Here is a 7,916-nt window from a genome sequence, read left to right on the forward strand (position 1 = left end):
CTACTGAAGGTGAGCCGACGGCGGCATCGTGGGACGAATTCCGCAGCATTAGCGAGAAAGGGCATGGTCAGCCGCAGGTGCCCCCTCTATCCTTGCGCTGTCTTCAATTCCCGCGGAGTAACACATGAACAAGACCGAGTTGATCGAGGCCATCGCCGCTGCAGCCGACCTGTCCAAGGTCGATGCCAAGAAAGCACTCGAGGCTCTCCAGACGACCATCGAGGTCCAGATGGCCAAGGGCGAGGATGTGAGTCTCGTAGGCTTCGGCACGTTCTCGGTAAAAGAGCGCGCCGCCCGAACCGGACGCAATCCCCAGACCGGCAAGGATATTCAGATCGCTGCAGCGAAGGTTCCGACCTTCAAGCCTGGAAAGACGCTCAAGGACGCGGTCAACTAACGACCAGTCCGCCGGCCCCGCCATCAGCGGGGCCCATTGCCATCTTCCCTCCCCCAGCGATCCACGGTTCATCGCAGGGAGTTCGGTTGCGCCCGAACAGCCCTGGCGGGACTGATCGACAGAACGCAAAAAAGGGAACTCCGGCTCCATGGCTGCGCCAAACAAGGCGAACAGTCATAGGAGCGAACATGCAAACCTACTTCATCAATCCGAGTGAAGACGGCTGGGTCCTGGTCGAGCAGGGCTCGGACAACGTGTTGAAAAAAGCGCGCAAGAAAGCCGACATTCTTCGAGCCGCTGCAGAACTCATGCAGGGCAAGACAGGCTCGGTCAAGGTTCGCAAGCGCAGCGGCCAGTTCTCCGAGGAACGCACTTACCCGCGTCGCAACGATCCGCGCCGCTCGCCGGGCTAGGTGCATGGTTGTGCTGGACTTGGCAGCATGTCCGGCCTGTAACGCGGTAGCGTTTCGAAGCATCACTCGCACGCCACCAACCGCACCAGCTAAACGGCGTTCGGCCGAAAGCAGGCGTAGGCGTGCAATGTCTAGCAAGGCAATCACCCTTATGTGGGCATACGATTTAGTACGCCCGCCCCTCGCCAGCTTCTTCGTGGGTCACGCCATCGCGAATATGGTAGATGCGCTTGAAGGTCGGAATGATCTTCTCATCGTGCGTGACGACGATGATCGCCGTCTCGAAGGAGCGCGCCATCTCGTTGAGGATGCGGATGACCGCCATCGCGCGCTCGCTGTCCAGCGGTGCGGTCGGCTCGTCAGCCAGGATCACCGGCGGACGATTGACCAGGCCACGGGCTATCGCCACGCGCTGTTGCTCGCCGCCGGACAGTTGCGAGGGCACGGCATTGGCCCGATGCCGGACATCCAGTGCGCCCAGCAGGTCGAGCGCGCGGCGCCGGGCCTCGGCGTTGGGTACGTTGGCCAGCATCGGCAACAGCGCCACGTTGTCGGTTACGTTGAGGAAGGGGATCAGGTACGGTGCCTGGAACACGAAGCCGATCTTGTCCCGACGCAGGGCGCGTAGGTCGCTGACACTCCAGCCATCGTCGTAGATCACGTCGTCGCCCAGGGTCATCCGCCCGGTCGTGGGTTCAATGACCGCGCCCAGGCATTTGAGGAGCGTGCTTTTGCCCGACCCCGAGGGGCCGATCAACCCCACCACCTCGCCGGGTGCGACATGCATGTTCACGTCTTTCAAGGCGAACACCGCCGTGTCGCCCTCGCCATAGCGCTTGCTCAGCCGCTCGATGCGAATGCCGTTGCCTGCCATGTCAGCCTCCTATGGCCTGCGCCGGATCAACCTTGAGCGCGATACGGATGGCAACCAGGCTGGCCAGCACGCAGATCGCCAGGACAGCGAGGAAGCCGGCAATGGAGTCGCGCGGAATCAGCAGCACGTACTTTGGAAACACCGGCGCGGAGAACGTCGCGCTGATCTTGCCCACTGCAAAGCCGATCACCCCCAACGCTATCGCCTGCTGCAGGATCATCGCGGCAATCGTGCGATTGCGCGTGCCGATGAGCTTGAGCACGGCAATCTCGCGAATCTTGTCCATCGTCAGCGAATAGATGATGAACGCCACGATCGCGGCGCTGACGATGGCCAGGATCACCAGGAACATGCCGATCTGCTTGGCCGACGTCGCGATCAGCTTGCCGACGAGGATCTGCTCCATCTGATCGCGGGTGTACACGGTCAGGCGCTTCCAGCGCCGTATGGAGTCGGCCACCCCATCCGCCGAATGCCCGGGCTTCAGTGTGACCAGCACAGCGTTGACGTAGGGATTGGCGACCTGCAGCGCGTTGACGGTTCCGAGGATGTCCGGCGCGCCGGGACGATTGAGCTCGGGATCGACCGCGGTGCGACGGCGCTCCTGCCAGATCGCATCGTTGTCCTTGCGGAACTGGGCTTGCTGCGCATCCTTGAGCGCAATGAACACCATCGGATCGCCGCTGGAGGACACCATGCGCCGGGTCAGGCCTACGACCATGTATTGATTGCGGCGAATCGTCAGCCGGTCTCCCAGCTGGAACCCGGTGGCGACATCGGCCACCGCCTCGTAGTGGCCACGGGTGATCTGGCGCCCTGCGACCAGGTAGGCCGGCCAGCCCGGTGTCACGCCCGGCGAGCCCGGCGCGGTACCGACCACCATGGCGCGTACATCGCTCGCACCCTTGCGCACCTGCATGGTCAGGTAGGTGACATTCGCTGCCTGGGAAACGCCCGGCATGGCCAGGATCGTGCGGTACAGGTCGTCGTGGATGCTGGATGATTCGGCGTATGGCCCCAAGGTGTCCCGTTGCACCACCCACAGATCGGCGCCGCTGTTGTCCAGCAGCACCTTGCCGTCATCGACCATGCCGCGATACAGCCCGGCCATGACCAGCGTGACACCGATCAGCAGGCCCAGACCCACCCCGGTGAAGACGAACTTGCCCCAGGCATGCAGGATGTCGCGCCCGGCGAGACTGATCATCTCGGCGCGCCCACGATGTGCTCGACGACCTGCACGCGATGGTGCGCCGCCAGCGCCTTCTCGCTATACACCACGATCTGGTCGCCGCGCTCGAGGCCTGCCGCAACCTGCACATGGCCATCGAGATCGGCGGCACCAAGGCGGACCGGCGCAAATCGCAAGCCCCGTTCCATGAGCTGCCAGACACCTGTGGTCTCGTGGTCACGCCTGATCGCGGCGTTGGGAATGACCAGCGCGGCAGGCAGCGCGGGCATGTCGACCGTGACCTCTGCCAGCTCCCCCACCGCCGGCAGCGGTTCAGGCATCGTCTGGAAGACCACCTTGGCCAGCAGCTCCTCGGTTACCGCATCTGCCATCGGCTCGACCCGAAGCACCCGACCTTGCAGCGCCTGGCCGCCACGCGAGCGCAGCACGACCCGAGCCGGCAGATCCTGCGCCAAGCCGGCGGCACCGACCTGGTCAAAGCGAACATCGATCCAGTAGCTGCCAGGATCAATGACGTTCACCACGGCCTGCCCGGCGACGATCGTCGAGCCGGGATCAGCTGTTCGCTCTGCCACCAGGCCGTCCACCGGAGCGATCAGGCGCAAATCCGCGCGCTGCGCCAACAGGACTTCCCGATCAGCCTTGGCGCGAGCCAGCTGTTCTTCGGCAGCGGTCAAGGCTGCGTCGGCTATCCGCAGCTCGTGACGCTTCGTCGCAGCATTCTCCTCGCTGGTCGCCCGCGCCTCGTACAGTCGTGCATAGCGTCCAGCCTGGGTGCTGGCGTAGCTCTGTCGCTGCTGCGCCTCGCGCATGGCCGCCTCGGCAGCGTTGACGGTCGATGCCTGCGCGGCAATCCGCTTGTCGAGGTCGACCGGGTCCATTTCCCCGATCACCTGTCCTGCAATGACACGATCGCCGACCTGCACGGCGAGGCGCAGCAGGCGCCCGGTCGAGGTGGGACCGATCCTGTAGGTGTAGCGCGCCTCCACGGTGCCGATGCCAAACAGTGCCGGCGTCAGCGGTCGCGACTCTACCGCCGCGACCGTCACCGCAACGGGTGCGAGAGGACCGGAACGCAACGCCACATAGCCGAACAGACCAGCCAAAGGCACCACGACCGCCAGCAGCACCAGCGCGCGGCGGCGCAGGATCGGTTGCTTCATACGGCAGCCTCGATGCCACGCCGATAGACCGCGAAGACGCGCGGTGCATCGCGGCGGATTCGTTGCATATCGCCGTCGAGCATCGACTGCATCACCAGCCCCTGGATCGTGCCGATGAAAAGCATCGCCGCGGCCTCGTCATCCAGTTCGCCAGCCAGTTCGCCGTTCGCTTTGCCCTTCTCGATCAGCACCTGCAAACGCTCGGCATAACGCCTGATCAACGTCTGCACCATGCGCTTGGCAGCCGACGATTCAGCGCGCTGAAGTTCGCCGAAGATCATGCGCGGCACGCCCGGATGCTCGGCCACGAAGTCGACGTGGCTCATGAACATCGCTTCCATCGCCTCGAGCGCGGACTCGATGCCACGAGCCGAACGGTCTATGCGCGTGAGCAGCCGTTCGGCCACCCACTCCATCGTCGCCTGCCAGATGGCGTCCTTGTTCGCGAAGTGCCGAAACAGCGCGCCCTGGGTTACATGCATGTGCTTGGCAATCGCGGCGGTGGTGATCTCGCTGGGATTGTTCGACCCGGCGAGCTCCACGACCGCCTCGATCGTTACAGCGCGACGCTCGTCAGCGGGGAGATGTTTCGAAGGATTGTTCATGAGTCGCTCAAAAGATAGTAATCAATTACTATCTTAGCGCTCGAACCTGGAATTGCAATGGTTATGACGCCCATCGAACCAAGGCCGCTCGCTTTATGGCGCTGTCTCGCCGAGGCGCGAGGCCTATCCGGGCAGCGAATGGTGGAAGGGACGCGGAATCGCATCGCCCCAAGAAGATTGGCTTGCCATAGCGAATGCAGCGTTTGCTGGTGCAGCGCCGCGTACTGGCGCCCGGCTCAACACGACACCCGCCACAGCTGGTCGATGCGCGTAGTGAACGACTGGCTGATCATATCCCGTCGCATTCCCCAGTCCGGGTTGGCCACCACGCGCCCCGGACGCAGGGTGCCACGCCCCCAACGCGCGTTGATCTGGTCCAACACGGTCATCAGACGCTCGGTTTCCAGCGGCTGCGTCGTGGCGAACAGATCATCGGTGTATTCACCACGCCGGCAGAGATCGACCAGCAGGATCTCTGCCTTGCTGTAGGCGAAGCCATCCCGGTATATCCGTTCGAGGCCCTCAAGCGCCGCGCGCGTAAGCAGTCGCACATCGTCGGTCGGGTAAGGCAACTCACAGAGAATGCCATTTGCGTAGCGTGACTGCTCCGGGTTGAACATGCCGGTACGAATGCTCACCCGCAGGCGCTTGCACAGTGACGCCTGGGCGCGAAGCTTCTCGCTGGCCCGAGCGGTGTAGCTTGCCACGGCTTCCCGAATGGGCTCGATGCTATGCACACGATGGCCGAACATGCGGCTACAGCAGATCTCCTGGCGCGCTGGGTTGGCCGGCTCGAAGTCCAGGCATGGCGTTCCGGCAAGCTCTCGTGCGGTTTTCTCCACCACTACCGAAAAACGCTGGCGCAGCATTTTGGCGTCAGCCCGGGCAAGCTCCCAAGCGGTGCGAATCCCCATCACCGCCAGGTGTTCGGTCATGCGCCTGCCGATGCCCCAGACCTCCTCGACCGGCGTGACCTTCAACAGCTTGTCGCGCCGGATCGGATCGCGCAGGTCCACGACGCCGCCGGTCTGGCGCTGCCAGCGCTTGGCCGCATGGTTGGCGAGCTTGGCCAGCGTCTTGGTACCGGCGATGCCCACGCCTACCGGAATGCCGGTCCAGCGCAGCACGCGTTGGCGCATCTGGCGGCCGAGCGCCTCGAGCGGCTCGGGCATGCCCGAAAGATCCGCGAAGGCCTCGTCGATACTGTAGATCTCTAGCCGCGGCACTATACCCTCGAGCGTGCACATCACCCGTTCGCTCATGTCGCCATACAGCGCGTAGTTGGAACTGAAGGCGGCCACTCCCCAACGGCGCAGATCGTCCCGGATCTGGAAATAGGGCTGCCCCATCTTGATGCCCAGCGCCTTGGCCTCGGAGGTGCGGCTGATCACGCACCCGTCGTTGTTGCTCAGCACCACGATCGGGGTGCGCGCCAGATCCGGGCGCCACACCCGCTCGCACGAGCAATAGAAGGCGTTGCAGTCGATCAGCGCGAAGACCGGATCAGCACTGGCCATGACGGCGGACGCTGTACAGCACGACACCCCAGATTTCCAGATCATCGCCTTCGAGCACGTAGCGCGGCGCGAAATCCGGATTGGCCGAACGCAGGGCGATCTGCTCCTCAAGGCGAGAAAATATCTTCACGATGGGTTCGCCGTTTAGCGCCGCGATGACAACCGCACCCGACCATGCGCTGGCGGCGCGGTCGACAACCAGTAGGTCTCCGTCGAATATCCCGATGCCCTCCAGGCTCCGTCCCCCCGCTTCCACCAGATAGACGTGCGGTGCGCGCAGATTAAGCAACTCGTCGAGCGATATGTGGCGCTCCAGGTGATCCTGGGCCGGGGATGGAAATCCGGCAGGCACGCGATTGGCGAAGATCGGAAACGGGGTGCTAGACGGCAAGAGCTGTCCCAGAACGGTATAGCGGTCCATACGGCATGACCTGCGAATTGATACTGTATATGCATACAGTTTGAGTGCACATCCGTGCGTGGTCAATGCCTCGCCTCGCATCGTCGGGCTTTTGACCGGGCACATCCCGATTCCGTCGGTGCGGTCATTCAGCTGAATATCGTGCTGCTCTACTACGCCCGAGCCAGCTGCGCTTGGTCTCATGCAGGCGCGTGACAGGCGATCATCTGGCAGAGAATCCATTCGGCCTGGATCCGCAGCATGCTGGGAGCGGGAAACGCGCGCAGCGTCGACAAGCAGGCGCCTAAAGAGCATCGGTGAGAGGTGCGTGAGCTTTGTGCTGCGCTGGTTGCAGGTTTCGGACGGCCATCATTCCCCGTTCGGCCGGTCGGCGCTGCGTCCTTGGCTCGTCGTGAATCCTGGCGGGCTCGGGCTTGAGGCCGCAACCGCCGGCACCAAACAATGTCCCCGCCGATTGGCTTCCTCGCGAAGCACATTCTTCGGCGCCGGTGATTCTTCTCTGCGTTGCGACTGCCATGCAGTGCGGCCCGCCCTCTCCCGCCGACCGGATCACAACAAGGACGCGATAGGCGCGACCTTGAATCCGAAAGGAGAAACATCATGGCCCACATCGGCTCCTTCACCGCCCTCAACGACGGCTTCACCGGTACCTTGCGCACCCTCACGCTCCAAGCCAAGGTCGCCATCGTGCCCAACGAAAAGATCAGCACAAATGCCCCTGACTACCGCATCCTGGTAGCCGGCGGATACGAGATAGGCGCCGCATGGAAGAAGCTGAGCCAATCCGATCGCCCGTACCTGTCGGTTAGCCTCGACGACCCGGCTTTCCCGGCGACGGTATATGCCAGCCTGCTGGAGCAGGATGACGGCACGCATACTCTGCTCTGGAATCGCAGCAAGCCGGAGTAAGGTAAAAAGGGTCCTGCCGGGTGCAGGACCCTCCGCCCCGGCGCTGATGCCCAGACTTCAGCGCCGCGGGAATTGAACGAGCACTGCCTGCCACCAATTATGCAGCTGGCACCTGCGCCTCGAGCGGAGGCCCGCGGTACAAGTGGGTATTGAGAATTGGCATCACCGCGCGTCGTGCATGGCCCCGTGCTGCATGCTCGCGGCCTCCTGCAGCAGGGCCTGGTCGATCTGCTCGAAGCGCAGCACGCGACCGCCATGCTCGGCCGCAAGTTTCTGCGCAGCCCCCTCGTCGGAGAAGCTCGCCAGCGATGCACCCATCGCCCCCTTGAGCGAAGTGCCGATCACGTAATAGGCGCTGGTCGCGTCGATCAGATGCGCGTCGTCCGGGTGTTCCCACTGGCTCTTGCCCATGTCGTGTACGTACA

10 protein-coding genes are annotated in these 7,916 nt (G+C 63.6%); 3 read left to right on the forward strand and 7 right to left on the reverse strand.

Annotated features, from left to right (window positions below; all coding sequences use genetic code 11):
- The first annotated feature begins 124 nt into the window (after positions 1-124).
- The gene (locus U8L64_RS02180) at positions 125-397 is read left to right on the forward strand and encodes an HU family DNA-binding protein (RefSeq protein ID WP_043298293.1); all 273 of its coding nucleotides are present in this window, start codon (positions 125-127) and stop codon (positions 395-397) included.
- A 188-nt stretch (positions 398-585) separates the two neighbouring features.
- A complete protein-coding gene (locus tag U8L64_RS02185; protein WP_077683458.1) occupies positions 586-810 on the forward strand; it encodes a DUF2188 domain-containing protein in 225 nt (74 codons plus the stop codon).
- A 166-nt stretch (positions 811-976) separates the two neighbouring features.
- On the opposite strand, the gene U8L64_RS02190 is transcribed toward U8L64_RS02185, so the two are convergent.
- From U8L64_RS02190 to U8L64_RS02215, 6 genes are all read right to left on the reverse strand, one after another.
- Complete coding sequence (locus U8L64_RS02190) at positions 977-1,684, reverse strand: ABC transporter ATP-binding protein (protein ID WP_043298290.1); 708 nt, start codon at positions 1,682-1,684, stop codon at positions 977-979.
- A gap of 1 nt (position 1,685) precedes the next feature.
- Positions 1,686-2,891 carry an ABC transporter permease gene (locus U8L64_RS02195; protein WP_333393627.1) on the reverse strand — a complete coding sequence of 402 codons (1,206 nt, stop codon included), beginning with the start codon at positions 2,889-2,891 and terminating at the stop codon, positions 1,686-1,688.
- Positions 2,888-4,039, reverse strand: a complete 1,152-nt coding sequence (locus tag U8L64_RS02200) for an efflux RND transporter periplasmic adaptor subunit (protein ID WP_333393629.1) — start codon at positions 4,037-4,039, stop codon at positions 2,888-2,890. The genes U8L64_RS02195 and U8L64_RS02200 overlap by 4 nt, the downstream gene beginning before the upstream one ends.
- Positions 4,036-4,644 carry a TetR/AcrR family transcriptional regulator gene (locus tag U8L64_RS02205; protein WP_333393631.1) on the reverse strand — a complete coding sequence of 203 codons (609 nt, stop codon included), beginning with the start codon at positions 4,642-4,644 and terminating at the stop codon, positions 4,036-4,038. Before U8L64_RS02205 ends, U8L64_RS02200 begins: the two co-directional genes overlap by 4 nt.
- Before the next feature lie 236 nt (positions 4,645-4,880).
- Positions 4,881-6,161 carry a Y-family DNA polymerase gene (locus U8L64_RS02210; RefSeq protein WP_138301112.1) on the reverse strand — a complete coding sequence of 427 codons (1,281 nt, stop codon included), beginning with the start codon at positions 6,159-6,161 and terminating at the stop codon, positions 4,881-4,883.
- Positions 6,148-6,582: a LexA family protein gene (locus U8L64_RS02215; protein ID WP_077683463.1), complete on the reverse strand. Its 435-nt coding sequence runs from the start codon at positions 6,580-6,582 to the stop codon at positions 6,148-6,150. The genes U8L64_RS02210 and U8L64_RS02215 overlap by 14 nt, the downstream gene beginning before the upstream one ends.
- A 600-nt stretch (positions 6,583-7,182) precedes the next feature.
- Between U8L64_RS02215 and U8L64_RS02220 the strand changes: the two genes are divergently transcribed.
- Entirely contained in the window at positions 7,183-7,491 is a 309-nt protein-coding gene (locus U8L64_RS02220; RefSeq protein ID WP_043298282.1) for a DUF736 domain-containing protein, read from the forward strand.
- Between the two features lie 162 nt (positions 7,492-7,653).
- Here U8L64_RS02220 and U8L64_RS02225 read toward each other — a convergent pair.
- On the reverse strand, positions 7,654-7,916 hold a 263-nt coding region (locus U8L64_RS02225), incomplete at its 5' end, for a nitrous oxide reductase accessory protein NosL (RefSeq protein ID WP_333393635.1).

Source organism: Pseudomonas sp. FIP_A4 (genome assembly GCF_036701605.1).
Classification (GTDB): domain Bacteria; phylum Pseudomonadota; class Gammaproteobacteria; order Pseudomonadales; family Pseudomonadaceae; genus Stutzerimonas; species Stutzerimonas phenolilytica.